Genomic DNA, 26,202 nt, shown 5'->3' on the forward strand with positions numbered 1-26,202 from the left:
TGAACGGTTCCTACGAACCGTTCAGAAATCATGTAATTATTTTTTAGAACGACGGACGATATATTTATCGCTCGCTTTGTTTTTCTTACGAGTTTTGTATCCGAGTGCCGGTTTACCCCAAGGAGTAAGTGGGCCCGAACGACCGATTGGAGCACGTCCTTCACCACCACCGTGTGGGTGATCGACTGGGTTCATGACAGAACCACGAACTGTAGGACGTTTTCCGAGCCAGCGTGAACGACCAGCTTTACCGATATTGACGAGCTCGTGCTCTTCATTACCGACAGCGCCGACTGTTGCACGGCAAGTAGCAAGGATCATACGAGTTTCGCCTGATTGAAGACGAACGATCGCGTATTTACCATCTTTACCGAGAAGCTGAGCAGAAGTACCAGCTGCGCGAACGAGCTGACCACCTTTACCTGGCTTAAGTTCGATGTTGTGGATCAACGTACCGACTGGGATGTTTGAAAGTGGAAGAGCATTACCGACTTTAATGTCAGCTTCTGGTCCAGCCATGACTTGCATGTCTACTTTCAAGCCTTTCGGTGCGAGGATGTAGCGTTTTTCACCATCGATGTAGTGGATCAATGCGATGTTAGCAGAGCGGTTTGGATCGTACTCAATTGTAGCGACACGACCAGCGATGCCATCCTTGTTCCGTTTGAAGTCGATGATACGATATTTACGTTTGTGTCCGCCACCTTGGTGACGTACTGTCAAGCGACCTTGGTTGTTACGTCCGCCCTTTTTCGAAAGCTTTTCAGTTAACGATTTTTCAGGACGTGAAGCCGTAATCTCAGCAAAGTCAAGTGCAGTCATATTACGACGACCGTTAGTGGTCGGTTTAAACTTTTTAATTCCCATCGAGAGTTCCCTCCTTTTCTACAGAGTTCCGATTAACCGAGGTAATCGAGTTCTTTGCTATCTGCAGTAAGCGTGACGACCGCTTTTTTGCGGCGTGCTGTGTAACCAGCGTGACGACCTACGCGTTTTGCTTTTGGTTTTGAGATCAATGTGTTGACTTTGTCAACTTTCACTCCGAAGATCGCTTCGACTGCATCTTTGATTTGAGTCTTAGATGCCTTCACGTCTACTTCGAATGTGTACTTTTTCTCAGCCATTTGGTTTACTGAACGTTCAGTAATGACAGGACGTTTGATAATGTCGTGTGTGTGTGCCATTATGCAAGCACCTCCTCTACTCTCGCAACAGCGTCCTTCGTAATGATGACTTTGTCATGAGCGACAAGATCAAGGACGTTTACACCTGCAGCGTCAACGACTGTGACACCTGGGATGTTGCGTGTTGAAAGAACGACTGACTCGTTGTAATCAGCAGTAACGACGAGAACTTTACGTTCGATTGAAAGAGCAGCGAATACTGCGATCATGTCCTTAGTTTTAGGAGCATCGATTGTCAATCCTTCAAGAACGATGAACTCGTTGTTAGCGACTTTCGAAGAAAGTGCTGAACGAAGTGCGAGACGACGAACCTTTTTAGGAAGTTTGTAAGCGTACGAACGTGGTGTTGGACCGAAGACTGTTCCACCGCCAACCCATTGTGGCGAACGGATCGAACCTTGGCGTGCACGACCAGTACCTTTTTGTTTCCATGGTTTACGGCCGCCACCGCGAACTTCCGAGCGACCTTTTGTATCATGTGTACCTTGGCGACGTGAAGCTTGTTGCATGACGATTGCATCGTATACGACTGCTTCATTTGGCTCGATTCCGAAAACGGCATCTGCGAGCTCGATGTCTCCAACTTGTGTACCTGTTTGGTTAAGCAAAGCTACTTTAGGCATTCGTTATTCCTCCTTTCCTTGCAAACGGATTAGTTGCCTTTAACCGCAGTTTTGATGACAACTTGGCTCTTACGTGCGCCTGGGATAGCACCCTTGACGAGGAGTAAGCCGCGTTCTGCATCAACTTTTACGATTTCAAGGTTTTGAACAGTGATTTGCTCTCCACCCATGCGTCCAGGGAGCAATTTCCCTTTGAATACACGGTTAGGAGCAACAGGACCCATTGAACCTGGGCGACGGTGGTAACGCGAACCGTGAGCCATTGGACCACGTGATTGGTTGTGACGCTTGATTGCACCAGCGAAACCTTTACCTTTCGACGTACCTGTTACATCAACCATTTCGCCTGCAGCGAAAGTATCTGCTTTAATCTCTTGACCGATTTCGAAATCTGCTACTGATGTACGGATTTCTTTAATGAAGCGCTTAGGTGTCGCGTTTGCTTTCGCAGCGTGACCTTTTTGCGGTTTGTTTTGACGACCTTCTTTGATATCACCAAAGCCGAGTTGAACTGCTTCGTAACCGTCAACTTCCGTTGTTTTCAATTGAAGAACAACGTTACCTTCGACTGAAACGACAGTAACAGGGACGACTTCGCCTGACTCGTTGAAGATTTGTGTCATACCGAGTTTAGTTCCTAAGATTCCTTTAGCCATGAGATACACCTCCTAATATTGAATGATTTTGATCTTCTGGCTAGTATCAACTATCTATAGAAGAAAAATTAAAGTTTGATTTCGATGTCAACGCCCGATGGAAGTTCGAGACGCATAAGCGCATCAACAGTTTTCGGTGTTGGGTTAACGATGTCGATCAAACGTTTGTGTGTACGCATTTCGAACTGCTCACGAGCATCTTTGTACTTGTGAACGGCACGAAGTACTGTGTAGACCGCTTTCTCCGTTGGGAGTGGGATCGGACCAGATACAGTAGCACCTGAACGTTTTGCTGTGTCGACAATCTTCTCAGCCGATTGATCAAGCACGCGGTGATCGTATGCTTTCAAACGGATCCGAATTTTTTCATTTGCCATGTTATTTCCCTCCTTTTCGCCTATTTCGTAAATAGACATTCTCCGCGGAAATTTCCACACTAGCCATGGCAATGCCGCCTGGTGTGTCATAACCTCCCGCTTCATCGCGTTGTGTTTGTGACCAACATATTCTATCATACTGAATCACCAGCAAGAATGCAAGCACTAATAAAATAGAATATGTATTCAAGTCTCTCACCACTCGCACAAACACTTTCCTCAGTATATAAGATGTCAGACCATGTTGCAAGACTGTTTTCAAAGAAATGAAAAAAGGTCTTCCGCCACGGGAGACGGAAGACCTTTGTCTTAAAAATTACTCAACGATTTCTGTAACTGATCCAGCGCCTACTGTACGGCCACCTTCACGGATTGAGAAACGAGTTTCTTTTTCAAGAGCGATTGGTGCGATGAGTTCAACAGTCATTTCGATGTTGTCCCCAGGCATAACCATTTCAGTACCTTCTGGAAGTTGAACCATACCAGTTACGTCAGTTGTACGGAAGTAGAACTGCGGGCGGTAGTTCGCGAAGAATGGCGTGTGACGGCCACCCTCTTCTTTAGAAAGAACGTAAACTTGCGCTTTGAACTTTTTGTGTGGTGTGATTGTGTTTGGTTTCGCGAGAACTTGTCCACGCTCGATGTCGTCACGTGATACACCACGGAGAAGAGCACCGATGTTGTCGCCAGCTTCAGCATAGTCAAGAAGCTTACGGAACATCTCTACACCAGTACATACTGATTTTTTAGTTTCTTCGTGAAGACCAACGATTTCGATCTCGTCGTTGACTTTAAGAACTCCACGCTCAACGCGGCCAGTAGCAACTGTACCACGACCAGTGATTGAGAAGACATCCTCAACTGGCATCATGAAGTCTTTTTCAGTGTCACGAGTTGGTTCTGGGATGTACTCATCGACAGCTGCCATGAGTTCCATGATTTTTTCTTCCCATTTAGCTTCGCCGTTAAGCGCGCCAAGAGCAGAACCTTGGATAACTGGGAGGTCATCACCTGGGAAGTCGTACTCAGAAAGAAGCTCACGGATTTCCATTTCGACGAGCTCAAGAAGCTCTTCGTCGTCAACCATGTCAACTTTGTTCATGAATACTACGATGAAAGGAACACCTACTTGACGTGAAAGCAAGATGTGCTCACGTGTTTGTGGCATTGGACCATCTGTTGCAGAAACAACGAGGATCGCGCCGTCCATTTGTGCAGCACCAGTGATCATGTTTTTAACATAGTCAGCGTGACCTGGGCAGTCAACGTGTGCATAGTGGCGTTTTTCTGTTTCGTACTCGATGTGAGCTGTTGCGATTGTGATACCGCGCTCGCGCTCTTCTGGAGCACCATCGATTTGGTCAAACTTAGTTGCAGCTTTACCTTGTGCTTTTGCAAGTACAGCTGAGATAGCTGCTGTTAAAGTTGTTTTACCGTGGTCGACGTGGCCGATTGTACCAACGTTAACGTGCGGTTTAGAACGGTCGAATTTTTCCTTACCCATTCTGAATTCCTCCTCTATGTGTCTAATAATTTTTTATAACTAGGAAGGTGAGTCGTAAGATAACGTACACCTTCCTTAGCTTACACTAATCATAAAAGCGTGACAACCTGTGAAGGATTAGCCGTTCGCTTTTTTGATGATTTCTTCCGCAACTGATTTCGGTACTTCTTCGTAGTGATCGAAGTGCATCGAGTACGTTCCGCGACCTTGCGTGCGTGAACGAAGACCAGTAGCGTATCCGAACATTTCAGAAAGTGGAATCATTGAACGGACAACTTGAGCGTTACCGCGTGCTTCCATACCTTCTACGCGACCACGGCGTGATGTAACATCACCCATGATGTCTCCCATGTATTCGTCTGGGATGACGATTTCAACTTTCATCATTGGCTCAAGGATAACAGCGCCGCTCTTATCTTTGAGTTGTTTGACTGCCATTGAAGCCGCAACTTTAAATGCCATCTCGTTTGAGTCGACATCGTGGTACGATCCGAAGACGAGTGAAGCTTTTACGTCAACGACCGGGTAACCAGCAAGGATACCGTTTTGAAGTGCTTCTTCGATTCCGTTCTCAACCGCTGGGATGTATTCACGTGGAACAACACCACCGACGATTTTGTTGTTGAACTCGAAGCCAGCGCCTTCTTCGTTCGGCTCGAATTCTACGACGACGTGACCATACTGACCACGACCACCAGATTGACGAGCGAACTTCGAATCGATCTTCGCCGCTTGGCGGATCGTTTCACGGTAAGCTACTTGTGGAGCACCAACGTTTGCTTCGACTTTGAACTCGCGACGCATACGGTCAACGATGATGTCGAGGTGAAGCTCACCCATACCTGAGATGATCGTTTGACCAGTCTCTGGGTTTGTTTCAGTGCGGAACGTTGGATCCTCTTCAGCAAGCTTAGCGAGGGCTTGACCCATTTTATCTTGGTCAGCTTTCGTTTTTGGTTCGATAGCGACCGAGATAACTGGTTCTGGGAATGTCATTGATTCGAGAACGACGTTGTCTTTCTCTGCACAAAGCGTATCTCCAGTAGTTGTATCTTTCAAACCTACAGCTGCAGCGATGTCACCCGCGTATACCATCGGGATCTCTTCACGGCTGTTTGCGTGCATTTGAAGGATACGTCCAAGACGCTCACGTTTGCCTTTTGTTGAGTTTTTAACGTACGATCCTGCCGAAGCTGTACCAGAGTACACACGGAAGAATGTAAGTTTACCGACGTAAGGGTCAGTCATGACTTTGAACGCGAGTGCAGAGAATGGTGCTTCGTCCGAAGACTCACGCACGATTTCTTCATCCGTATCCATGTCGATACCTGAGATCGCTTTAACGTCGATTGGTGATGGGAGGTAATCGAGAACTGCGTCAAGCATAAGCTGAACACCTTTGTTCTTGAATGCCGAACCTACGAGTACAGGATAGAAGTCAACTGTCAGAGTTGCTTTACGGATAGCCGCTTTCAACTCGTCGATTGTGATTTCTTCACCCTCGAGGTATTTCATCATCAATTCTTCTTCGTAATCCGCAACTGCTTCGATCAATGATCCACGGAGTTCTTCAGCTTGATCAGCGAGATCAGCTGGGAAACCGTCAGTCACTTCGATGTCAGTTCCGAGATCGTTGCCGTACATGTATGTTTTCTGTTCGACGAGGTCGATGATTCCTTTGAATTCATCTTCCGCACCGATTGGAAGTTGGATCGCGTGTGCGTTCGCTTGGAGGCGTTCGCGAAGCGTTCCGACCGAGTACAAGAAGTCTGCACCGATTTTATCCATTTTGTTAACGAAAACGATACGTGGTACGCCGTAAGTTGTAGCTTGGCGCCATACTGTCTCAGTTTGTGGCTCAACACCAGACTGAGCGTCAAGTACTGCTACCGCACCATCAAGTACGCGAAGTGAACGTTCAACCTCAACTGTGAAGTCTACGTGTCCAGGTGTATCGATGATGTTTACGCGGTTACCTTTCCATTGAGCAGTTGTTGCTGCCGATGTAATCGTGATCCCACGCTCTTGCTCTTGCTCCATCCAGTCCATTTGTGAAGCACCTTCGTGCGTTTCACCAATCTTGTGGATACGACCCGTGTAATACAGGATACGCTCAGTCGTTGTTGTTTTACCAGCATCGATGTGAGCCATGATCCCGATGTTACGAGTGTTCTTAAGGGAGAATTCTCTTGCCATCTTTAAACATTCTCCTTTCGCATTTTAGTTTAGTGGTCGTGTGTTGCCACACGTCATGACTATACCCGAAAGCCACCTCATAATTCCATTAAAAATGGCATGCATGAGGTGGTGATTTTCGGAATTACCAGCGGTAGTGAGCAAACGCTTTGTTCGCTTCCGCCATTTTGTGCATATCTTCGCGCTTCTTAACAGAAGCACCAGTGTTGTTTGCAGCGTCCATGATTTCGTTAGCAAGGCGCGCATCCATAGTTTTTTCGTTACGGAGACGTGAGTAGTTCACGAGGTAACGAAGTGCGAGTGTCGTACGACGCTCTGGGCGAACTTCGACAGGAACTTGATAGTTAGCTCCACCTACACGGCGTGCTTTAACTTCAAGAACTGGCATGATGTTGTTCATCGCTTCTTCAAAGACTTCCATTGCATCGCGACCTGAACGTTCAGCGATAGTTTCGAAAGCTTTGTATAAGATTTGTTGAGCAGTACCTTTTTTACCATCTAACATAAGACGGTTGATAAGGCGGGTAACGAGTTTAGAGTTGTAGATCGGATCAGCCATTACATCACGACGTTCTGCTTGACCTTTACGTGGCATTCCGAGTCCCTCCTTTCATATAGTGAGGTGATATCTTAAGATATCTAAATTATTTTTTAACTTTAGGACGTTTAGTACCGTATTTCGAACGACCTTGCATACGGCCGTCAACACCAGCTGTATCAAGCGCACCACGAACGATGTGGTAACGTACCCCTGGTAAGTCTTTTACGCGGCCGCCACGGATAAGAACAACACTGTGCTCTTGAAGGTTGTGGCCGATACCTGGGATGTAAGCTGTTACTTCCATTGTGTTCGTCAAACGTACACGTGCGTATTTACGAAGAGCCGAGTTCGGTTTCTTCGGAGTCATTGTACCTACACGAGTACAAACACCACGTTTTTGTGGTGAGCTGATGTCAGTACGAGCTTTAATGAAGCTGTTGTACCCTTTGTTCAGCGCTGGCGAATCTGATTTCACAACTTTTGATTGACGTCCTTTACGGACTAATTGGTTGATAGTAGGCATCTTTGAGATCCTCCCTTCCTGAATTCATGACAAATTTCAAAACCACCGAGCCGGGTGGTTCATCGAAAGTCATAATGAAACGTTTTGCGTGGCTCAGGCATTCCATCGCCACACAAAACGCATTATCAAACTTTCTTAATGGCAACAGCGGTTGCTGCGACATCGATTCCACAAGCTTTTCCAAGCTCTTGCTTAGAAGGAACATTCACGACTGGAACGTTTGCTTGTTTCGCCGCATCGAGCAATGCTTGTTTTACGTGTTCATCTGCGTCATCCGCAATGATCACTTCCGACGCCTTGCCAGATCGCAATGCTTTGAGCGTTTGCTTTTGACCGACAAACTTCAAATCTGCGCCGACTACTTTTTTGTAAGACATGAAGATATCCTCCAAAATAACACAGCCGGTTGGCAACACTATATCATAGTAGCACCGCCATACCGGCGTGTCAAGGCGTTTTATTCTACCGGAGAATCGGCTTCTACAGGTGCTTCGCCAGCTACTTCGAGATCGATCTGACGGTAACGTGACATCCCAGTACCAGCTGGAACCAACTTACCGATGATGACGTTCTCTTTCAAGCCGCGAAGGTAGTCGCTCTTCCCTTTAATCGCTGCATCCGTAAGGACACGAGTCGTTTCTTGGAACGACGCAGCCGATAGGAATGAATCTGTTTCAAGTGACGCTTTCGTGATACCGAGAAGAACTGGTTTCGCCGAAGCGAGAGCTTTCCCGTTACGGAGCGCTTCTTTACAAGCTTCCTTGAACGTGCTGATATCGACGAGCGAACCTGGTAAGAGTGAAGTCTCACCAGACTCGATGACACGTACGCGACGGATCATTTGGCGAACCATGACCTCGACGTGTTTGTCACCGATCTCAACCCCTTGCATCCGGTATACTTTTTGAACTTCTTGAAGCAAGTAGTTCTGAACGCCGGATACACCTTTAACGTTCAAGAGTTCTTTCGGATCGATCGAACCTTCCGTGAAGACTTGACCAGCTTTGACCTCGTCCCCGAGCTGAACACGTAGACGCGAACCGAATGGGATCGTGTATGTGCGTGTTTCGCTGAGTCCTTGGACCGTCAATTCACGTTTGTCACGCGATTCCGTGAAGTCGATGACTTGACCATCGATTTCCGAGATGACCGCTTGACCTTTCGGGTTACGCGCTTCGAACAACTCTTGGATACGCGGAAGACCTTGTGTGATATCGTCTCCGGCAACCCCACCTGTGTGGAAGGTACGCATCGTAAGCTGCGTTCCTGGCTCACCGATTGATTGTGCCGCGATGATACCGACAGCTTCGCCGACTTCGACGTCGTTGCCTGTTGCCAAGTTGCGTCCGTAACATTTCTTACAGACACCATGGCTTGTGTTACATGTGAAGGCAGTACGGATCTCAACGTTATCGACACCAGCGTCAGTGATGACACGCGCGATGTCTTCATCGATGAGTTCGTTCGTTGAAACGAGGACTTCTCCTGTTTCAGGGTGAACGACGTTTTCGAATGCCGTACGGCCGACGAGGCGGTCGTAGAGGCTTTCGATTTCTTCCGTTCCTTCACGGAGTGCTGTGACGCGGATACCACGATCCGTTCCACAATCATCTTCACGGATGATGACGTCTTGAGCAACGTCAACGAGACGACGAGTCAGGTAACCCGAGTCAGCCGTTTTCAAGGCTGTATCGGCAAGACCTTTACGTGCACCGTGTGTCGAGATGAAGTATTCCTGTACCGTTAGACCCTCACGGAACGATGATTTGATCGGGAGCTCGATGATCCGTCCACTTGGAGCGGCCATGAGTCCACGCATACCAGCGAGCTGCGTGAAGTTCGACGCGTTACCACGGGCACCGGAGTCACTCATCATGAAGATCGGGTTGAGACGGTTGAGGGATTTCATCAGACGAGACTGAATTTCATCCTTCGCATCATTCCACGATTTAACGACGCGCTCATAGCGCTCGTCTTCTGTGATGAGACCACGACGGTACGATTTCATGACGCGGTCGACATTGTCCTGCGCTTCAACAAGAATTTCTTGTTTATCTGGAAGAACGATGATGTCCGCGATCCCTACCGTGATACCGGCACGAGTCGAGTGTTTGAATCCGAGGTTTTTCATGCGGTCGAGCATGCGGCTTGTTTCTGTCGTCTCAAACCGTTTGAAGACTTCCGCGATGACATTTCCAAGGAATCCTTTTTTGAATGGGTCGATGATCGGACGGTTCTTCAGTTCTGCCGCGACATCTGTTCCTTTTTCAAGGAAGTACTTGTCCGGCGTCGCTTCTTGAAGGTTCGTCATCGTTGGTTCGTTCAAGTAAGGGAACGTCGTTGGGAGGATCTCGTTGAAGATCAACTTACCGACTGTTGTAATCAATAATTTCTCGTTTTGCTCTTCCGTGAATGTCGGGTTCTTGAGAACGCCGGCTGGAATCGCAACACGTGTATGGAAGTGCGCATAACCATTTTGGTAAGCGATGAGCGCTTCATTCACTGTCGAGAAGATTTTACCTTCGCCGATCGCGTTTTCGCGCTCGAGCGTGAGGTAGTAGTTACCGAGGACCATATCCTGCGATGGTGTAACAACAGGTTTACCGTCTTTCGGGTTCAAGATGTTTTGTGCAGCGAGCATGAGAAGACGTGCTTCTGCTTGTGCTTCTGCTGAAAGTGGTACGTGAACCGCCATTTGGTCACCATCGAAATCGGCGTTGTACGCCGTACATACGAGTGGGTGAAGGCGAATCGCGCGTCCTTCGACGAGCGTTGGTTCGAATGCCTGGATACCGAGACGGTGAAGTGTCGGTGCACGGTTCAAGAGAACCGGATGCTCACGGATGACTTCTTCGAGGACATCCCAGATTTCAGGTTGAACGCGCTCGATTTTCCGTTTCGCACTCTTAATGTTCGGTGCGATGCCACGAGAGACGAGTTCTTTCATGACGAACGGTTTGAAGAGCTCAAGGGCCATTTCTTTTGGAAGACCACATTGATACATCTTCAGGTTTGGACCAACGACGATAACCGAACGACCAGAGTAGTCGACACGTTTACCGAGCAAGTTTTGACGGAAACGTCCTTGTTTCCCTTTCAACATGTGTGAAAGTGATTTAAGTGGACGGTTACCTGGTCCAGTGACTGGACGACCACGACGACCGTTATCGATCAAAGCATCGACTGCTTCTTGAAGCATCCGTTTTTCATTCTGAACGATGATGTTCGGAGCGCCAAGGTCAAGAAGACGCTTGAGACGGTTGTTACGGTTGATGACGCGGCGGTACAAGTCGTTCAAGTCAGACGTTGCGAAACGTCCGCCATCGAGTTGAACCATCGGACGAAGTTCCGGTGGGATGACTGGAAGTACTTCAAGCACCATCCATTCTGGATTGTTGCCTGAGTTACGGAACGCATCGAGGACTTCAAGACGTTTGATCGCACGAGTACGACGTTGTCCTTGAATCATACGAAGCTCTTCACGTAATGCAGCGACTTCTTTATCGAGTTCTACGTCACGGAGCAATTTACGAACTGCTTCCGCACCCATTTCAGCAGTGAACGAACGACCGAACTTCTCACGATATGCACGGTATTCTTTCTCTGAAAGGAGTTGTTTCTTCTCAAGTGTCGATTCGCCTGGATCTGTGACGACGTACGACGCGAAGTAGATGATCTCTTCTAACGCACGCGGTGACATGTCGAGGACGAGTCCCATACGGCTAGGAATTCCTTTGAAGTACCAGATGTGCGAAACCGGTGCTGCGAGCTCGATGTGACCCATGCGCTCACGACGGACTTTCGACTTCGTGACTTCAACGCCACAGCGGTCACAAATGATTCCTTTATAGCGGATCCGTTTGTATTTACCACAGTAACATTCCCAGTCTTTTGTTGGACCAAAGATACGTTCACAGAACAAACCGTCTTTCTCCGGTTTGAGTGTACGATAGTTGATCGTCTCCGGCTTTTTCACTTCCCCGAAAGACCATGAACGGATCTTTTCGGGGGAAGCGAGGCCGATTTGCATATATTCAAATCTATTAACATCTACCAAGGGGTGGACCTCCCTTTCGCTTATTCCTCTTCAGTAACAACTGGTGCGACAGGCGCTTGAACTTCTTCGAGTGCTGGAGTCGCGTTCGGGATATTGTCCTCGTCTTCGTCGCGCATTTCGATTTCTTCATCATCAGCAGACATCATCTTGACGTCCATACCGAGGGATTGAAGCTCTTTAATGAGGACTCGGAACGATTCCGGTACGCCCGGTTGTGGTACATTCTCACCTTTGACGATTGCTTCGTACGCTTTAACACGACCGATCGTGTCATCCGACTTGATTGTAAGGATCTCTTGGAGCGTGTAGGCTGCGCCGTATGCTTCAAGTGCCCATACTTCCATCTCACCGAAACGCTGACCACCGAACTGGGCTTTACCACCGAGCGGTTGTTGTGTGACGAGTGAGTATGGTCCTGTCGAACGTGCGTGAAGTTTATCATCGACCATGTGAGCAAGTTTAATCATATACATGACACCGACAGAGATGCGGTTATCGAACGCTTCACCCGAACGACCATCATAAAGGACAGTCTTCGCGTCGCGATCCATACCTGCTTCTTCAATCGTTGCCCAAACATCTTCCTCACGCGCACCATCGAATACCGGTGATGCGACTTTGATGCCGAGTTGACGTGCTGCCATCCCGAGGTGAAGCTCGAGCAACTGCCCGATGTTCATCCGTGATGGAACCCCAAGTGGGTTCAACATGATGTCAATTGGCGTACCGTCTGGCATGTACGGCATGTCTTCTTCTGGAAGGATACGCGAGATAACACCTTTGTTACCGTGACGCCCCGCCATTTTGTCACCCTCGTGAATCTTACGCTTCTGAACGATGTAAGCACGGATCAACTGGTTGACACCAGGTGAGAGCTCGTCCCCATTATCGCGGTCGAAGATTTTGACGTCGAGGATGATTCCATCACCACCGTGTGGTACACGGAGAGATGTATCACGGACTTCACGTGCTTTTTCACCGAAGATTGCATGAAGAAGACGTTCTTCCGCTGTCAATTCCGTTACACCCTTCGGCGTAACTTTACCGACGAGGATATCGCCGTCCTTGACTTCCGCACCGACGCGGATGATTCCGCGATCGTCGAGGTTTTTCAAGGCATCATCACCGACGTTCGGAATATCACGTGTGATTTCTTCCGGTCCGAGTTTCGTATCACGCGACTCACATTCGTATTCTTCGATGTGGATCGATGTGTAGACGTCGTCTTTGACAAGACGCTCACTCATGATGACAGCATCCTCATAGTTGTAACCATCCCATGTCATGAAACCGACGAGTACGTTACGACCAAGCGCAAGTTCCCCACCGTCCATCGATGGACCATCTGCAAGGATCTCGCCTTTATCGACTGGGTCGCCTGCTTTGATGATTGGTTTTTGGTTATAACACGTTCCTTGGTTAGAACGGATGAATTTTTGAATCTTGTAACGGTCGAGTTCCCCTTCAACGATGTTGCCATCGACTTCCGTCGTACGACGGACAAGGATTTCACGCGCCGTGACACGCTCAGCGATCCCTGCGTGCTTCGCAACGACAGCGGCTCCTGAGTCTTTCGCAGACACGTACTCCATTCCTGTACCGACAATCGGAGATTCCGGGTTCAGAAGTGGGACGGCCTGACGTTGCATGTTCGCTCCCATGAGGGCACGGTTCGAGTCATCGTTCTCAAGGAACGGGATACAAGCCGTTGCGGCAGATACAACCTGCTTCGGTGAAACGTCCATGTAATCGACACGTGCTGGTTCGACAGACAAGTTTTGTCCACGGAAACGTGAAAGGACGTGTGAATCTTTAAACGTCTTCTCTTCCGTCAACAACATGTTTGCCTGTGCGACGACGTAGAGATCCTCTTCGTCAGCAGTCATGTAGTGGATTTCATCCGTGACGACGCCCGTTTCCGGATCGACACGACGATATGGCGCTTCGATGAAGCCGTACTCATTGACCTTCGCGTACGAAGACAACGAGTTGATCAAACCGATGTTTGGTCCCTCTGGCGTTTCGATCGGACACATACGGGAATAGTGCGAGTAGTGTACGTCACGAACTTCGAAACCAGCGCGCTCACGTGTCAAACCACCAGGTCCGAGTGCTGAAAGACGACGTTTGTGCGTCAATTCCGCAAGCGGGTTCGTTTGGTCCATGAACTGAGACAACTGCGAGCTACCGAAGAACTCTTTAATCGATGCGATAACTGGACGAATGTTGATCAATGCCTGTGGCGTGATTGCATTCTGATCCTGAATCGACATCCGTTCCTTAACGACACGTTCCATCCGTGAGAGACCGATCCGGAATTGGTTCTGGAGCAGCTCACCGACTGAACGAAGACGACGGTTACCGAGGTGGTCGATATCGTCTGTCGTACCGACTTCATGCAACAAGTTAAAGAAGTAGTTGATGGAAGCAATCATGTCAGCAGGCGTGATGTGCTTGATGTCACGATCGATGTTACCGTTACCGATGATATTGATGATGCGTTCACCTTCAGCATCGTCCGGTGCGAACACCTTGATTGACTGTAAGTTGAAAGCCTCACCCTGCGTCACGCCGCCTGTAGGCGTCGCTTCGATGTAACCAACGGATCCTTCGAGGAATGGAAGGACTTTATCGAGCATACGACGATCAAGGACCGTTCCTGCTTCCGCGATGACTTCACCTGTCTCAGGATCAACAAGCGTTTCCGCGAGTTTTTGACCGAAGAGACGGTTCTTAAGATGAAGCTTTTTATTGATTTTATAACGACCAACGTTTGCCAAATCATAACGTTTCGGGTCAAAGAAGCGCGACACGAGCAACGCTTTTGCGTTTTCGACTGTCGGCGGCTCTCCCGGACGTAGACGCTCATAAATCTCGATGAGGGCTTTTTCCGTTGATTCCGTATTATCTTTTTCAAGTGAATTCCGGAGGTACTCATCATCACCGAGAAGATCGATGATTTCCTGATCCGTACCGAAACCAAGAGCACGTAAAAGAACCGTTACTGGAATCTTACGCGTGCGATCAATGCGAACATAAACGATGTCTTTCGCGTCTGTCTCGAGCTCGAGCCATGCACCACGGTTTGGGATGACTGTCGCGGAGAATCCACGCTTACCGTTCTTATCTAACTTATTGTTGTAATAAACACTTGGCGAACGAACAAGCTGCGAAACGATTACGCGCTCCGCTCCATTGATGATGAATGTTCCCGACTCCGTCATAAGCGGGAAGTCACCCATGAAGACTTCTTGTTCTTTCAATTCACCCGTCTCTTTATTTTGAAGACGGACTTTAACGCGTAGTGGTGCCGAATAGGTCACGTCGCGCTCTTTCGATTCATCGATCGAATACTTCGGCTCTCCGAGCGAGTAGTCGATGAATTCTAATACGAGATTCCCTGTGAAATCGGAAATCGGCGAAATGTCATGAAACATCTCACGAAGACCTTCCCGCAGGAACCACTCATACGAATTCGTTTGAATCTCGATTAAGTTTGGAAGTTCCAATACTTCGCTGATACGTGCATAGCTTCTTCTCTGACGGTGACGACCGTACTGAACAAGTTGACCAGTCAACTGATTCACCTCTCAGACCCACTTCTTCTTATAGAGAAGGACGGGTGTAATATCGAACATTGAAGCCATTTTTTGATTGATAAGCGCAAAAAAGCGACGTCTTGTCTACTCAATCATCTGTAGTCGAGAACGCCAGCTGCTTTCAAACATCTTATCCAAAAATCACTCCAATGGCATTTTATAATACTATCATAGACACAACATGCGGTCAACGACAAATCCTTCGATTTGTCAAGACCGAATTGATTTAAATATCGAGTACCCTTTATCGCGGGTAACTGTCTCACACATACCGAATACGTCTTCCATCAATTTCTTCGCTGATGGTCCACCTTGTTTCTTTTGAATGACGACCCAAAGCTCGCCGCCGACGACAAGGTGATCATACGCTTCCCGGAGAATACGATGAACGACCGTTTTTCCCGCCCGAATCGGTGGATTCGTCACGATCGCTGCGAATGTCGATTCGCCTACCCCATCATACCCGTCACTCACACCGGTCGTCACGGAAACACCGTTCGCGCGCGCATTGTCTGCCGCTAGTTCGAGCGCCCGTTCATTGACATCGATCAAGTGCGCCGGACGACCCGTCGACTTCGAAAGCGCGATGCCCATCGGTCCGTATCCGCAACCGACATCCAAGATGTCTCCCGCTACAGCCGGTTCCGTGAATGCCTCGATCAACAGACGGGAACCAAAATCGATTCCGTTCTTCGAAAAGACACCATGGTCCGATGTAAAGCGGAGCGTCTGACCACGCAGGACATATTCCCACGTCTTCGGATCTCGTTTCGATGAAGGGTCATTCGTATAATAATGATCCGCCATGTTTCCTTCCCCTCTCATGTAAAAGATGAAAACAAAAGAAGCTCGCAATGCGAGCTTCTCTTGTTTCTACGGAAGAAGAAAATTACTTAACTTCTACAGTAGCGCCAGCTTCTTCAAGCTTAGCTTTCATTGCTTCAGCGTCTTCTTTCGAAACGCCTTCTTTAACTGGTGCTGGAGTTCCGTCTACGAGAGCTTTCGCTTCTTTAAGACCGAGACCAGTCAATTCGCGAACTGCTTTGATGACGTTGATTTTACCAGATCCAGCGTTAGTAAGGATAACGTCGAATTCAGTTTGCTCTTCAGCTGCTGCGCCTGCGCCAGCACCTGCAACTGCTACTGGAGCTGCTGCTGATACGCCGAATTCTTCTTCGATTGTTTTTACGAGTTCGTTAAGTTCAAGAACAGTCATGCCCTTGAGGTCTTCGATAAATTGCTCTTTGTTGAAAGCCATTATGGTTTTCCTCCTTTGATTTAGCCCACGTTGGGGTGTGAAAATTGTGTTGGTTGCCTATCCCGCTAAGCAGAAATTAAGCAGATTGTTCTTCTTTTTGCTCTGCGATTGCGTTCGTTGCCACCGCGAGTCCACGGATTGGCGCTTGAAGCACGCTGAGGAGCATCGAAAGGAGACCTTCGCGTGATGGAAGTTCCGCAAGGGCTTTGACATCTTCTACTGAAGTGACTTTGCCTTCGATGATACCACCTTTAAGTTCGAGAGCCTTGTGCGTTTTAGCGAAGTCGTTCAAGATCTTAGCTGGCGCGATAACGTCTTCATTGCTGAAGGCGATCGCACTAGGACCTGTGAAGACTTCATCAAGACCTTCGAGGTTGCTTTGAACTGCCGCGCGGCGGAGGAGACCGTTTTTGTAAACTTTGAATTCAACGCCCGCTTCGCGGAGTTGTTTACGAAGTTCAGTGACTTCTTCTACTGTGAGACCACGGTAGTCGACGACAACTGTTCCTGCGCTCGCTTGGAGTTTCTCAGCGATCTCAGATACGAGATCCGCTTTGACAGCGATAACTTTTTCGTTTGCCATTTCTGTTGCACCTCCTGGTAGATGAAATGTACCGGTGCGAGGGGCTGCTCGATTTCAAATAAAAAGCCTCCGTCTGCAGAGCAGAGGAGGCGTAATCGTCAAAAAGGATACCTGAACAAACAGGCTCTCTGAGCAAGAACACCTCGGAAGGATTTATGCCCATGTGAGCACCTTCTGTCTACGGTATGTCGAAATATATCAACGTTTTATACTGTAACAGCGTTCTTAGAACGTTGTCAAGTTCGTTTTAGACGAAATTATTTCGCGAAGTCAGCTGAAGATACTTTTACACCAGGACCCATTGTAGAAGCGATCGCGATGTTCTTAAGGTATACACCTTTAGCAGTAGCAGGCTTAACTTTTACGAGAGTTTCGATAACTGTGTTGATGTTATCAACGAGTTTCTCGTTATCGAATGATTTTTTACCGACAGGAACGTGGATGTTACCTGATTTGTCGACACGGTACTCAACTTTACCAGCTTTGATATCGTTGATTGCTTTTGTGACGTCAAATGTAACTGTACCTGTTTTCGGGTTTGGCATGAGGCCTTTTGGTCCGAGAACGCGACCAAGTTTACCAACTTCACCCATCATGTCTGGTGTCGCGACGATAACGTCGAAGTCGAACCATCCTTGTTGGATTTTGTTGATGTACTCAGCATCACCAGCGTAATCTGCTCCAGCAGCTTCCGCTTCTTTTAATTTCTCACCTTTCGCGAAGACGAGAACTTTTTGTGTTTTACCAGTACCGTGTGGCAATACGACTGCTCCACGGATTTGTTGGTCTGCTTTCTTCGGATCTACTCCGAGACGAACAGCCAATTCGATAGTCTCATCGAATTTCGCAGTTGCAGATTTTTTAGTCAAATCTACAGCTTCTGCGAGTTCGTATGAAACCGTACGATCGATAAGCTTAGCAGCTTCTTTGTACTTCTTACCCATTTTAGGTTCCTCCTTTGTGGTTGTGCGGAAAATCCTCCCACATAATGAAAGGGTAGCAGGCTTCAAGAAACTATCCGCCTGCGACCCTCATCGTTGTTCATGGTAATCAAAAAGACATTAGTCTTCGATTACGATACCCATAGAACGTGCAGTACCTTCAACCATCAACATTGCTGTTTCAACAGATGATGCGTTAAGGTCTGGCATTTTTGTTTCAGCGATTTCACGAACTTTGTCACGTTTGACAGTCGCTACTTTCTTACGGTTCGGTTCACCTGAACCACTCTCAATTCCAGCTGCTTTCTTCAAGAGAACTGCTGCTGGAGGAGTTTTAGTGATGAATGTGAATGAACGATCTTCAAAAACCGTGATGACTACAGGGATAATCAAGCCGGCTTGGTCTTGTGTACGAGCGTTGAACTCTTTACAGAAGCCCATGATGTTCACACCTGCTTGACCGAGTGCCGGTCCAACTGGTGGAGCTGGGTTTGCTTTGCCCGCAGGAATTTGAAGTTTTACGAGTTTCATAACCTTCTTCGCCACGAGACACACCTCCTTAATTCTTTAATGTGGTTTAATTGGACGTTGCGCGTCCTCCCACTCATTCTATTCGACGAGTTATTTATCGAAATAAGCACAACATCAAACACGAAAAATTGTATCATTAAAACAAAACATTCGCAATAGGAAACTTAATCGATTTTATCGACCTGTGCGAAATCAAGCTCGACCTTCGTTTCGCGACCGAACATATCAACAGAGACTTTCATTTTCTCAGCATCTGTATCAAGCTCCTCGATCGTACCTTCGAGATTTTCGAAAGCTCCTTCTTTGATTCGGACGATTTGTCCGAGTGAGAAGTCGTAACGGCTCTTCAGATCGACGAGACCCATTGATCCAAGGATGTTTTCTGCTTCTTCCGGAAGGAGCGGTGTCGGTTTTGAACCGCCGCCGACTGATCCGAGGAAGCCCGTGACGTTCGGAGTATTCCGGACGACATACCAGGAATCATCCGTCATGACCATCTCAACGAGGACATACCCCGGGAAGATCTTGACTTCACGTTCCTTGATTTTCGTTTCTCCCTTTTTGTTCGTTACTTCTTCTTGTACCGTTTCAATCGGAACGAGTACACGGAAGATTTTTTCGTCCATGTTCATGGATTCAATCCGACGTTCAAGGTTCGCCTTGACGTTATTTTCGAATCCGGAATACGTTTGGACGACAAACCATTGTTTCTCCATGGTAGGCCACCTCTTCTTTTTACTTAATCAACCAGCTCATCAATGCGCTAAGCCCTGAATCGACGCCGAAGATGAAGACACCCATGAAGATCACCATACCGATGACCGTCAATGTGTATTTCGTCAGCTCTTTCCGTTTTGGCCAGCTCGTCTTTTTCAATTCATTCCATACGTCACGCAAAAATTTCATCGTACTTTCCCTCCAGGATGTAATAAATCGGGACAGATGAAGCCTTATTTCGCTTCTTTATGAATCGTATGCGCGTTACAACGACGGCAGAATTTCTTCAATTCCAAGCGGACAGTGACGTCCTCTTTTTTCATCGTCGTATAGTCGCGGGCACCGCAATTATCACAAGCAAGGCCTACTTTCTTCGCCATCTCAAAGTCCTCCTTCTTTGCCACTCTTCTCTTCTGTTGAGGTACTTTCCTTCCGAAAAAGAGCGTAAAAAAAAACGCCTATGAGCGGCGTCTCGCTAGTAAGGCGCTAGTTATACAGTAGCATAGGAAGGGATTACGGTCAATCTACCTCTCTGTTAGACCGTCATCTTTCGTGCTTCGAGATAACGCTCAAGCTTGCGCTTGACGCGTTGCAAGGCATTGTCGATCGATTTGACATGACGATCGAGGTCGTCAGAGATTTCCTGATACGTCCGTCCGTCAAGATAGAGCGCGAGGACTTTGCGTTCAAGGTCGCTTAAAATTTCATCCATCTTCGATTCAATGTCTGCATATTCTTCCCGGTTGACGATCAAGATTTGTGGGTCAGAAGGTGCTGTCGACGTAATGATATCGAGTAACGTCCGCTCCGATTCATCGTCATAGATCGGTTTATCGAGTGAGATGTAAGAGTTCAACGGGATATGTTTCTGACGTGTCGCCGTCTTGATCGCAGTGATCATCTGTCTCGTAATGCATAATTCGGCAAATCCTTTAAACGAGGCAAGCTTATCCGTTCGGTAATCCCGTACCGCCTTATAGAGACCGATCATTCCTTCTTGAATGATGTCTTCGCGGTCTGCCCCGATCAAAAAGTAAGAACGGGCTTTGGCGCGCACGAAATTTCGATACCGCTCGATCAAAAATTCGAGCGCATCGCTGTTGTCGAACTCTTTCGCTTGTTCTACAAGCGCTTCATCGGTCATGCACCCAAACTGGTCGAACGAAACCAAACTCATCCTGTATCCCTCCAAGCATCATTGACGAATAGTTCAATTGTTTTTAATTATACAATAATTACCTGTCGCACGACAATGAAAATTGGCATGACCTCTTTTGTTGTATCCAAAATGTATCTTTTCATAAAAAACACCGTTCTTCCAAAGTAGGAAAAACGGTGATCTGCTCATGCGAATGGTTCATATCATGTATCTGAATTCTTTCGACGACGGATCGCTTCTAAACGTGCGACGACGTCTTCTGGTAAATCAATCTTCGAGCGCGGTTGAGCCGTCGTCTTCGCAGACGTCGTCTGTTGTTTGATGACAGCGACTGCCGCTTTCCACTCTCGCCGGAGCTCTTGCGCCGATATGCGGAGTGCTCCGAGCGTGAAGATGACCCACTGCTCCGTATAATCATTCGTCGCTACCGTTAACTTGACCCGGATATCTTGTAGCCAATCAGCAGCTGTCTTTTCAATCCATTCATCTGCCGTCTCGTTCTCCCGTGTGTAGACGATATCAATCCCGCTTTTTTGCATCCGGGATTCACGTCCCGGTTGAAGATAGGCATCGAAGACGATCGTAACGCTGAGACCTGTGACAGCTTGGTATTCCGCCATCGCATGAATCAGCCGTTCCCGTGCCAATTCAAAATCTTGCTCCCGCAACGTCCGAAATTCTGGCCATGCGCCAATGATATTATAGCCATCTACGATGAGACGATCATATTTCATCGCGCATACGGCTTTCTAGTCCGGTAGACTTCATATAGTAATAACGAAGCAGCAACCGATGCGTTGAGCGATGTGACATGTCCCGCCATCGGGAGGTGGACGAGGAAATCACATTTCTCACGGACGAGCCGGCTCATTCCTTTTCCTTCACTTCCAATGACGATTCCGAGTGGCATCGTCCCATCAAGTGTCCGGTAGTCATCACTTTCGCGCGCATCCGTTCCGACGAACCAGATGCCTTGTTTCTTTAGATCCTCCATCGTCCGCGCAAGGTTCGTCACGCGAACGACAGGAATATGTTCGATCGCGCCTGTTGATGCTTTTGCGACGACTTGCGTCAATCCGACTGATCGACGCTTCGGAATGATGATCCCGTGTGCCCCGACAGCATCTGCTGTCCGCAAGATTGATCCGAGATTATGCGGATCCTCGAGTTCATCGAGTAGGATCAAGAGCGGTGTTTCGTCCTTTTGACGCGCGAGCTCAAAGATGTCTTCCATCTCGGCGTACTCATACGCCGCTACCGCTGCGACGACACCTTGGTGATTTTCCGTTCCGGCTAAACCCGTTAACCGCGAACGCGGGACGAGCTGGATTTGAATCCCTGCTTCCTGCGCCATCGCGTGGATGACGGCAAGTGGTCCTTTTTGTTGTCCTTCCTGCAGAAACAGCTTGTTCATCTCTCGTCCGCTCCGTAATGCTTCTAGAACCGGATTTCGACCCGACAAGAAATCTTGTCCTTCTTCGAGCGGTTCGATCGCGACTGGCTGTTCCTTGACCGGAGCGGCTTTTCGTTTCTCTTGTGCTGGACGCTGTGCCTTCGTTTTTGGCTTCGCGCTTGTAGCCTTAGGATTCGTCTGTTTTTTCGGCTTCGAGTAATTCGAACGCTTGTCCGATGAGTTCTTCAAGGCGATCCCCTCCTTCTGAAAGATAAATATAACCGAGTAATGCTTCAAATGCTGTCGCGTAGCGATACGTGTGGACGTCTGTACTCTTCGGGATGGAACCGGATTTCGCGTTCTTCCCGCGCCGGACGACCGCTGCCTCTTCTTCCGTCAACGCATCCGTGTTCAACCAGTGCGTCACGACCGTCGCTTGTGCTTGTGCCCGAACGTACCGGACAGCTGCTTTGTGCAACTCGCCCGGCTTCACATAACCTTGTTCGAGCAATCGCTCCCGCACACGAATCTCATAGACGACATCGCCCATGTACGCTAACGCGAGTGCATTCAGTTGTTTGTAGTTCTTCATCCGCGCTTCCACCGCATCCCTTGTGCTGTATCTTCGAGCAGAATGCCTTGGTCACGTAGTTGGTCGCGGATTGCGTCCGCTCGTGCGAAGTCACGATTTTGACGGGCTGTGTTCCGCTCTTCGATCAACTGTTCGACTTCTTCATCGAGTAAGCCTTTATCAACTGTCAACGTCACACCTAGGACGCCTGATAATTCCGAGAAGAGTGCGAGGAACTGTTCGAGAACCTGTTTCGATACATGCGCTTCTCCGAGGTATAGGTTGGCTTCTTTCGAGAGATCAAACAAATCCGTCACCGCGTTCGCTGTATTGAAATCATCATCCATCGATGTGATGAAGTGTTCCTTGATTGCCGCTAGACGATTCAACCACTTCTCTTCACCTGTTCCGAGATCAGCCGTCATGTCAAGTCGGTGTTCAATGTTTGCGACCGACTCCCGGATCCGTGCGAGACCATTCGCTGCTTGGTCGATCAGTTCACGACTGTAGTTGATCGGATGACGATATTGAACCGACAACATGAAGAATCGTAACACCATCGGATCGACCGCTTGGATTGCTTCATGGACCGTCAGGAAGTTACCGAGCGACTTCGACATCTTCTCATTTTCGATGTTCAAGAACCCGTTATGCATCCAGTAGTTCGCGAACTTCTGAGAATTGCATGCTTCCGACTGAGCGATCTCATTCTCATGGTGCGGGAACTTCAAGTCTTGTCCACCGGCATGGATATCGATCGTCTCTCCGAGGTATTTCTTCGCCATCGCCGAGCACTCGATGTGCCAGCCTGGTCGCCCTTCGCCCCACGGACTCGTCCATGCCGGCTCGCCTGGTTTTGCTGCTTTCCAGAGCACGAAATCAAGCGGATCTTCTTTTTTCTCTCCGACTTCGATTCGTGCACCTGCACGCAACTCGTCGATCGACTGTTGGCTTAATTGTCCGTAATCCTTGAAACTACGCGTCCGGAAGTAGACATCCCCGCTTGAAGCGTAGGCATTGCCTTTTTCAACAAGGACTTCGATGAATGCGATGATATCGTCCATCGTTTCCGTGACGAGTGGATGGATGTCCGCTTTTTGGACATTCAAGGCGCCCGTATCCGCGTGATAAGCTTCAATGAAACGTTTCGTCAACGCATGATAATCTTCTCCGAGTTCGTTTGCTGTCCGGATGATCTTATCGTCGACGTCCGTGAAGTTCGAGACGTATTTGACCTCATATCCGCGGTATGTGAAGTAGCGACGGACTGTATCGAAGACGATCGCTGGACGTGCATTGCCGATATGAATGTAGTTGTAAACCGTCGGACCACAGACATACATCTTGACCTTTCCTTCTTCTAATGGTTTAAATGGTTCCTTTTTTCCGGTCATGCTGTTGTACAGTTGAATCATGACGTCGCCCTCCTTTAATCCGTTCAATTTCTTGTTTTAATACTTCTAGTTCCATTTCAATCCGCTCTTGGCATTCGCTGACCGGATCCGGGAAACGATGATCAAGTGGTGCTTCGACCTTCATGCCGTCTTGAATGACGACACGTCCCGGAATGCCGACGACGGTCGCATTTGGAGGAACGTGTTTTAAGACGACGGAACTGGCACCGATTTTTGAGTATGCCCCGATCGTGATATCACCTAGGACACGAGCACCGGCAGAGACAAGTACGCCGTCTTCAATCGTCGGATGACGCTTTCCTGTTTCTTTCCCCGTTCCGCCGAGTGTCACGCCTTGAAACAACGTGACGTCATCGCCAATGATCGTCGTCTCACCAATGACGACACCCATCCCATGGTCAATAAAGAATCGGCGTCCAATCGTCGCTCCTGGATGAATCTCGATGCCTGTCAAAAAGCGACTGAATTGCGAAATCAATCGACCGAGCAAGCGAAACTTCGCGTTCCAGAGCCGATGGGCCAGGCGATGCATCCAAATCGCATGTAAGCCCGGGTATGTCAAAATGACTTCTAACGTGCTGCGGGCAGCTGGATCTTGCTCAAACACATTGCGGATATCTTCTCGCATCCGTGTCATATACGTTCTCCTTTCCATAAGAAAAAGCGCCTCTATGCATTGCTGCACAGAGACGCTAACGAAGCGCGGTCCCACTCTGTTTGGACGATTGACTCGTCCCTCTCGACGTCCGTTAACGCCGGAGATACGTCTGCGCCTACTTTCACGGATTTCGGGCAGCACTCAGAGGGGCATTTCATGATTCGCTTCTTCAAGCCCTCGCACCATTCGAGCTTGTCTCTGGAGAAGAAGACGCATCGTTACTTTCCTCGTCTACGCTTTCGTTATTCTGCTTCAAGCCGTGCAAGCACACGGTCTTTTCCTAGTAAATGAATCGTGTTCGGGAGTTCTGGACCATGCGTCTGTCCTGTCGTCGCGACACGAATTGGCATGAATAAGTTCTTTCCTTTTTGACCAGTCGCTTTTTGCGTCGCTTTGATCGATGCTTTAATTGCTTCTGGTGTCCACTCTTCGAGAGCACGTAACTGGTTCGCGAATTCTGCAAGTACAGTCGGAACCGTCTCGCCACTCAAGACAGTGTTTGCCTCTTCATCATACACCACTTCGTCCTCAAAGAACATCTCTGAAAGCTTGACGATTTCCGCGCCATGCGTCATCTGTTCGCGGTATAACGCGACGAGATCACGTGCCCAAGCGAGCTCTTCTTCTGAAGGTGACGCTTCGATGCGACCTGCTTCTTGTAGGAACGGAAGACTGGCTTCGAATACTTCTTCGAACGATTGATGTTTCATGTACTGGCTATTGATCCAAGCCAATTTGTTTTGGTCAAAGACAGCTGGACTCTTCGATAGACGATCCGCGTCAAAGATTTCGATGAACTCTTCTTTTGTGAAGATCTCTTGTTCGCCGACTGGTGACCAACCGAGAAGCGTGATGAAGTTGAGCAATGCTTCCGGGAGATAACCGAGCTCTTTATACTGCTCGATATACTGAATGATCGAGTGATCACGTTTCGAGAGTTTCTTGTGTGATTCGTTGACGATCAATGTCATGTGACCGAACGTCGGGTATTCCCAACCGAACGCATCATAGATCATCATCTGTTTCGGTGTGTTCGAAATATGATCATCCCCACGAAGAACATGACTGATCGCCATCAAGTGATCGTCGATGACGACGGCAAAGTTATACGTCGGAATGCCGTCTTTTTTGACGATGACCCAGTCACCGAAGTCTTTTGATTCGAATGAGACGTCGTCTTTAACGATATCATTCCATGTATACGTGACATCTTCCGGTACACGAATCCGAATGGACGGTGTGCGACCTTCTGCGCGGAACGCTTCTTCTTGTTCTGCTGTCAGGTTACGGTGTGCCCCTGAATAACGTGGTGCTTCTCCACGTGCGATTTGTGCTTCGCGTTCTGCTTCGAGCTCTTCCGATGTCATGTAGCAACGGTAAGCAAGTCCTTTTTCAAGTAACTCGTCCGTGTACTTTTGATAGATATCGAGACGCTCCATTTGTGAATAAGGACCGTACTCGCCACCGCGATCTGGACCTTCGTCCCAATCGACACCGAGCCACTCGAGGTTCTTCATTTGACTCTCGACACCGCCTGCGATGTTCCGCTTTTGGTCCGTATCCTCGATTCGTAATACCATCTTACCGCCTAAGTGGCGCGCAAACAGATAGTTAAATAATGCAGTCCGGGCATTCCCGATATGCAAGTGTCCTGTTGGACTTGGGGCATAACGTACTCGTACTTCTGCCATTGCCAATCACTCCTTCGACTAAAAT

The 26,202-nt window shown here is 48.3% G+C and carries 27 protein-coding genes and 2 other annotated features; all 27 genes read right to left on the reverse strand.

Annotated elements, in window-relative coordinates; genetic code table 11:
- Positions 1–36: 36 nt before the first annotated feature.
- Positions 37–867: a 50S ribosomal protein L2 gene (gene rplB, locus B4C70_RS14970; RefSeq protein ID WP_023466632.1), complete on the reverse strand. Its 831-nt coding sequence runs from the start codon at positions 865–867 to the stop codon at positions 37–39.
- 32 nt (positions 868–899) lie between these two features.
- On the reverse strand, positions 900–1,184 hold the full coding sequence (gene rplW, locus B4C70_RS14975; RefSeq protein WP_023466631.1) for a 50S ribosomal protein L23: 285 nt from the start codon (positions 1,182–1,184) through the stop codon (positions 900–902).
- Entirely contained in the window at positions 1,184–1,807 is a 624-nt protein-coding gene (rplD, locus tag B4C70_RS14980; protein WP_023466630.1) for a 50S ribosomal protein L4, read from the reverse strand. Before rplD ends, rplW begins: the two co-directional genes overlap by 1 nt.
- 29 nt (positions 1,808–1,836) lie before the next feature.
- Complete coding sequence (gene rplC / locus B4C70_RS14985) at positions 1,837–2,463, reverse strand: 50S ribosomal protein L3 (protein WP_023466629.1); 627 nt, start codon at positions 2,461–2,463, stop codon at positions 1,837–1,839.
- A 68-nt stretch (positions 2,464–2,531) separates the two neighbouring features.
- Positions 2,532–2,840 (reverse strand): 30S ribosomal protein S10, encoded by a 309-nt coding sequence (rpsJ, locus tag B4C70_RS14990; protein WP_029343090.1) that lies wholly within the window; start codon positions 2,838–2,840, stop codon positions 2,532–2,534.
- A gap of 316 nt (positions 2,841–3,156) precedes the next feature.
- Positions 3,157–4,344 (reverse strand): elongation factor Tu, encoded by a 1,188-nt coding sequence (tuf, locus tag B4C70_RS14995; protein ID WP_023466627.1) that lies wholly within the window; start codon positions 4,342–4,344, stop codon positions 3,157–3,159.
- A gap of 117 nt (positions 4,345–4,461) precedes the next feature.
- A complete protein-coding gene (gene fusA / locus B4C70_RS15000; RefSeq protein ID WP_023466625.1) occupies positions 4,462–6,540 on the reverse strand; it encodes an elongation factor G in 2,079 nt (692 codons plus the stop codon).
- A 124-nt stretch (positions 6,541–6,664) separates the two neighbouring features.
- Positions 6,665–7,135, reverse strand: coding sequence for a 30S ribosomal protein S7 (gene rpsG, locus B4C70_RS15005; RefSeq protein WP_023466623.1), 471 nt, complete (start codon positions 7,133–7,135; stop codon positions 6,665–6,667).
- Positions 7,136–7,184: 49 nt separating this feature from the next.
- Positions 7,185–7,604, reverse strand: coding sequence for a 30S ribosomal protein S12 (gene rpsL / locus B4C70_RS15010; RefSeq protein WP_023466621.1), 420 nt, complete (start codon positions 7,602–7,604; stop codon positions 7,185–7,187).
- 125 nt (positions 7,605–7,729) lie between these two features.
- On the reverse strand, positions 7,730–7,981 hold the full coding sequence (locus B4C70_RS15015; protein ID WP_023466620.1) for a ribosomal L7Ae/L30e/S12e/Gadd45 family protein: 252 nt from the start codon (positions 7,979–7,981) through the stop codon (positions 7,730–7,732).
- An 80-nt stretch (positions 7,982–8,061) separates the two neighbouring features.
- Positions 8,062–11,661 carry a DNA-directed RNA polymerase subunit beta' gene (gene rpoC / locus B4C70_RS15020; protein ID WP_035413153.1) on the reverse strand — a complete coding sequence of 1,200 codons (3,600 nt, stop codon included), beginning with the start codon at positions 11,659–11,661 and terminating at the stop codon, positions 8,062–8,064.
- Positions 11,662–11,681: 20 nt separating this feature from the next.
- Positions 11,682–15,239, reverse strand: coding sequence for a DNA-directed RNA polymerase subunit beta (rpoB, locus tag B4C70_RS15025; protein ID WP_064300988.1), 3,558 nt, complete (start codon positions 15,237–15,239; stop codon positions 11,682–11,684).
- Between the two features lie 231 nt (positions 15,240–15,470).
- On the reverse strand, positions 15,471–16,067 hold the full coding sequence (locus B4C70_RS15030; protein ID WP_023466614.1) for a class I SAM-dependent methyltransferase: 597 nt from the start codon (positions 16,065–16,067) through the stop codon (positions 15,471–15,473).
- Between the two features lie 82 nt (positions 16,068–16,149).
- Positions 16,150–16,518 (reverse strand): 50S ribosomal protein L7/L12, encoded by a 369-nt coding sequence (gene rplL, locus B4C70_RS15035; RefSeq protein WP_023466613.1) that lies wholly within the window; start codon positions 16,516–16,518, stop codon positions 16,150–16,152.
- Positions 16,519–16,594: 76 nt separating this feature from the next.
- Positions 16,595–17,101, reverse strand: a complete 507-nt coding sequence (rplJ, locus tag B4C70_RS15040; protein WP_023466611.1) for a 50S ribosomal protein L10 — start codon at positions 17,099–17,101, stop codon at positions 16,595–16,597.
- A gap of 50 nt (positions 17,102–17,151) precedes the next feature.
- Positions 17,152–17,303 (reverse strand) — a sequence feature (ribosomal protein L10 leader region).
- A gap of 55 nt (positions 17,304–17,358) precedes the next feature.
- Positions 17,359–18,045: a 50S ribosomal protein L1 gene (gene rplA / locus B4C70_RS15045; RefSeq protein ID WP_064300983.1), complete on the reverse strand. Its 687-nt coding sequence runs from the start codon at positions 18,043–18,045 to the stop codon at positions 17,359–17,361.
- Between the two features lie 117 nt (positions 18,046–18,162).
- Positions 18,163–18,588: a 50S ribosomal protein L11 gene (gene rplK, locus B4C70_RS15050; RefSeq protein WP_023466609.1), complete on the reverse strand. Its 426-nt coding sequence runs from the start codon at positions 18,586–18,588 to the stop codon at positions 18,163–18,165.
- Between the two features lie 149 nt (positions 18,589–18,737).
- The gene (gene nusG / locus B4C70_RS15055; protein WP_023466607.1) at positions 18,738–19,289 is read right to left on the reverse strand and encodes a transcription termination/antitermination protein NusG; all 552 of its coding nucleotides are present in this window, start codon (positions 19,287–19,289) and stop codon (positions 18,738–18,740) included.
- Positions 19,290–19,308: 19 nt separating this feature from the next.
- A complete protein-coding gene (secE, locus tag B4C70_RS15060; RefSeq protein ID WP_023466605.1) occupies positions 19,309–19,479 on the reverse strand; it encodes a preprotein translocase subunit SecE in 171 nt (56 codons plus the stop codon).
- 44 nt (positions 19,480–19,523) lie between these two features.
- On the reverse strand, positions 19,524–19,670 hold the full coding sequence (rpmG, locus tag B4C70_RS15065) for a 50S ribosomal protein L33 (RefSeq protein WP_023466603.1): 147 nt from the start codon (positions 19,668–19,670) through the stop codon (positions 19,524–19,526).
- 155 nt (positions 19,671–19,825) lie between these two features.
- Positions 19,826–20,467, reverse strand: a complete 642-nt coding sequence (gene sigH, locus B4C70_RS15070; RefSeq protein WP_035413147.1) for an RNA polymerase sporulation sigma factor SigH — start codon at positions 20,465–20,467, stop codon at positions 19,826–19,828.
- A 185-nt stretch (positions 20,468–20,652) separates the two neighbouring features.
- Entirely contained in the window at positions 20,653–21,183 is a 531-nt protein-coding gene (locus B4C70_RS15075) for an NYN domain-containing protein (RefSeq protein ID WP_035413144.1), read from the reverse strand.
- Complete coding sequence (gene rlmB, locus B4C70_RS15080) at positions 21,180–21,863, reverse strand: 23S rRNA (guanosine(2251)-2'-O)-methyltransferase RlmB (RefSeq protein WP_369792041.1); 684 nt, start codon at positions 21,861–21,863, stop codon at positions 21,180–21,182. The genes B4C70_RS15075 and rlmB overlap by 4 nt, the downstream gene beginning before the upstream one ends.
- A 166-nt stretch (positions 21,864–22,029) precedes the next feature.
- Positions 22,030–22,434, reverse strand: coding sequence for a Mini-ribonuclease 3 (locus B4C70_RS15085; RefSeq protein WP_035413140.1), 405 nt, complete (start codon positions 22,432–22,434; stop codon positions 22,030–22,032).
- Positions 22,431–23,828, reverse strand: coding sequence for a cysteine--tRNA ligase (gene cysS / locus B4C70_RS15090; RefSeq protein WP_290780712.1), 1,398 nt, complete (start codon positions 23,826–23,828; stop codon positions 22,431–22,433). The genes B4C70_RS15085 and cysS overlap by 4 nt, the downstream gene beginning before the upstream one ends.
- Positions 23,782–24,501, reverse strand: coding sequence for a serine O-acetyltransferase EpsC (gene epsC, locus B4C70_RS15095; RefSeq protein ID WP_255344377.1), 720 nt, complete (start codon positions 24,499–24,501; stop codon positions 23,782–23,784). The genes cysS and epsC overlap by 47 nt, the downstream gene beginning before the upstream one ends.
- Positions 24,502–24,510: 9 nt before the next feature.
- Positions 24,511–24,729, reverse strand: a binding site (T-box leader).
- Positions 24,729–26,177: a glutamate--tRNA ligase gene (gene gltX / locus B4C70_RS15100; protein ID WP_290780714.1), complete on the reverse strand. Its 1,449-nt coding sequence runs from the start codon at positions 26,175–26,177 to the stop codon at positions 24,729–24,731. (Overlaps the previous feature by 1 nt.)
- Between the last annotated feature and the right edge of the window lie 25 nt (positions 26,178–26,202).

This window comes from Exiguobacterium sp. UBA5002, from assembly GCF_002396765.1.
GTDB lineage: Bacteria > Bacillota > Bacilli > Exiguobacteriales > Exiguobacteriaceae > Exiguobacterium_A.

Coding starts and splice junctions, on each gene's coding strand:
- rplB (WP_023466632.1), bottom strand. CDS start 867: ATGGGAATTAAAAAGTTTAAACCGACCACTAACGGTCGTCGTAATATG.
- rplW (WP_023466631.1), bottom strand. CDS start 1,184: ATGGCACACACACACGACATTATCAAACGTCCTGTCATTACTGAACGT.
- rplD (WP_023466630.1), bottom strand. CDS start 1,807: ATGCCTAAAGTAGCTTTGCTTAACCAAACAGGTACACAAGTTGGAGAC.
- rplC (WP_023466629.1), bottom strand. CDS start 2,463: ATGGCTAAAGGAATCTTAGGAACTAAACTCGGTATGACACAAATCTTC.
- rpsJ (WP_029343090.1), bottom strand. CDS start 2,840: ATGGCAAATGAAAAAATTCGGATCCGTTTGAAAGCATACGATCACCGC.
- tuf (WP_023466627.1), bottom strand. CDS start 4,344: ATGGGTAAGGAAAAATTCGACCGTTCTAAACCGCACGTTAACGTTGGT.
- fusA (WP_023466625.1), bottom strand. CDS start 6,540: ATGGCAAGAGAATTCTCCCTTAAGAACACTCGTAACATCGGGATCATG.
- rpsG (WP_023466623.1), bottom strand. CDS start 7,135: ATGCCACGTAAAGGTCAAGCAGAACGTCGTGATGTAATGGCTGATCCG.
- rpsL (WP_023466621.1), bottom strand. CDS start 7,604: ATGCCTACTATCAACCAATTAGTCCGTAAAGGACGTCAATCAAAAGTT.
- B4C70_RS15015 (WP_023466620.1), bottom strand. CDS start 7,981: ATGTCTTACAAAAAAGTAGTCGGCGCAGATTTGAAGTTTGTCGGTCAA.
- B4C70_RS15030 (WP_023466614.1), bottom strand. CDS start 16,067: ATGGCGGATCATTATTATACGAATGACCCTTCATCGAAACGAGATCCG.
- rplL (WP_023466613.1), bottom strand. CDS start 16,518: ATGGCTTTCAACAAAGAGCAATTTATCGAAGACCTCAAGGGCATGACT.
- rplJ (WP_023466611.1), bottom strand. CDS start 17,101: ATGGCAAACGAAAAAGTTATCGCTGTCAAAGCGGATCTCGTATCTGAG.
- rplA (WP_064300983.1), bottom strand. CDS start 18,045: ATGGGTAAGAAGTACAAAGAAGCTGCTAAGCTTATCGATCGTACGGTT.
- nusG (WP_023466607.1), bottom strand. CDS start 19,289: ATGGAGAAACAATGGTTTGTCGTCCAAACGTATTCCGGATTCGAAAAT.
- secE (WP_023466605.1), bottom strand. CDS start 19,479: ATGAAATTTTTGCGTGACGTATGGAATGAATTGAAAAAGACGAGCTGG.
- rpmG (WP_023466603.1), bottom strand. CDS start 19,670: ATGGCGAAGAAAGTAGGCCTTGCTTGTGATAATTGCGGTGCCCGCGAC.
- sigH (WP_035413147.1), bottom strand. CDS start 20,467: ATGAGTTTGGTTTCGTTCGACCAGTTTGGGTGCATGACCGATGAAGCG.
- B4C70_RS15075 (WP_035413144.1), bottom strand. CDS start 21,183: ATGAAATATGATCGTCTCATCGTAGATGGCTATAATATCATTGGCGCA.
- rlmB (WP_369792041.1), bottom strand. CDS start 21,863: ATGAACAAGCTGTTTCTGCAGGAAGGACAACAAAAAGGACCACTTGCC.
- B4C70_RS15085 (WP_035413140.1), bottom strand. CDS start 22,434: ATGAAGAACTACAAACAACTGAATGCACTCGCGTTAGCGTACATGGGC.
- cysS (WP_290780712.1), bottom strand. CDS start 23,828: ATGATTCAACTGTACAACAGCATGACCGGAAAAAAGGAACCATTTAAA.
- gltX (WP_290780714.1), bottom strand. CDS start 26,177: ATGGCAGAAGTACGAGTACGTTATGCCCCAAGTCCAACAGGACACTTG.